Source organism: Vibrio sp. Vb1755 (assembly GCF_033338635.1).
In the GTDB taxonomy this organism is placed as follows: Bacteria; Pseudomonadota; Gammaproteobacteria; order Enterobacterales; family Vibrionaceae; genus Vibrio; species Vibrio alginolyticus.
The window spans coordinates 1-1480 of the sequence record NZ_JAWOTA010000127.1 but is presented as its reverse complement, the minus strand read 5'-3'; the positions used below and the strand labels follow the sequence as shown (position 1 = coordinate 1480).

Genomic DNA, 1480 nt, shown 5'->3' with positions numbered 1-1480 from the left:
AATGTGAGCAGTTAGAGCTGATTGTTGCGATGTCGGACGATATTGAGCTTGGCGATCATGACTTTGCTATCTCTTGGAAAGACTTTGTCGCAAAAGGCGATACTAGCCATCAAGCTGAACTTGATGAGCGTTTAGCGCAAGCGAAAGAAGATGATTTGCTTACCCTGATCTACACCTCAGGTACAACGGGTCAACCTAAGGGCGTGATGTTGGATTATGGCAACATCGCAGCGCAGCTAGAAGGTCACGACCAACGCTTGAGCTTATCTCAAGATGATGTTTCTTTGTGTTTCCTTCCGCTTTCACACGTATTTGAACGCGCTTGGACATTCTACGTATTATACAAAGGTGCGACGAACTGTTACTTGCAAGACACAATGCAGGTGCGCGATGCCTTGAGTGAAGTGCGTCCAACCGTGATGTGTGCGGTTCCTCGTTTCTACGAAAAGATTTTCTCAGCGATTCACGAGAAAGTGTCTCGAGCACCGATTCATCGCAAGATCATGTTTACTTGGGCGGTGAACATGGGCGCGAAAATGGCACTTTGCCATCAAGAAAAGCGCAAACCTTCGATGATGCTGCGCAAAGCACACGCATTAGCTGACAAGCTGGTGCTCAGTAAGCTGCGTGCACTGCTCGGTGGTCGTATCAACTTTATGCCATGTGGTGGCGCGAAGTTGGATGAAACCATTGGTCGCTTCTTCCATGCTATTGGCATCAACGTGAAGTTGGGCTACGGCATGACAGAAACCACCGCGACGATTTCGTGCTGGGATGACAAGTGCTTTGATCCGGATTCTATCGGTATGTCGATGCCTGGCGCGCAAGTGAAGATTGGCGAAAACAACGAGATTCTGGTTCGTGGCCCGATGGTGATGCGCGGTTACTACAAAATGCCAGAAGAGACCGAAAAGACGTTTGATGAGCACGGTTTCTTAAAGACCGGTGATGCTGGCCATATTGATGAAAATGGCAACCTGTTCATCACCGATCGCATTAAAGAACTGATGAAAACCTCTGGTGGTAAATACATTGCACCGCAAATGATCGAAGGTGCGATTGGTAAAGACCACTTCATTGAGCAGATTGCGGTGATTGCCGATACACGCAAGTTTGTTTCTGCGCTGATTGTGCCGTGTTTTGACTCTCTTGAAGAATATGCGAAAGAACTGAACATCGCATACCACGACCGAGTTGAGCTTATCAAACACCACCAAGTGGTCGAAATGCTTGAGAAGCGAGTGAATGAACTGCAAAAAGAACTGGCGAAATTTGAGCAAGTTAAGAAGTTCAAACTGCTACCAAGAGCTTTCTCGATGGACGATGGAGAGTTAACGCCAACGCAAAAACTGCGTCGTAAAGTGATTAACGACAAATACCAAGTTGAAATCGAAGAAATGTACTACGAAAAGTCAGATAAAAAGTAACAAGCACTGACTTAGATTTCAGATTGATGAAAAGATCCCCAGCCGTACCTTTT

1 protein-coding gene is annotated in these 1480 nt (G+C 46.4%); it reads left to right on the top strand.

Annotated elements, in window-relative coordinates; genetic code table 11:
• Window positions 1-1427: long-chain fatty acid--CoA ligase (locus R7E00_RS23200; RefSeq protein WP_318124592.1), on the top strand; the 1427-nt coding region annotated here is incomplete at its 5' end.
• Window positions 1428-1480 lie beyond the last annotated feature (53 nt).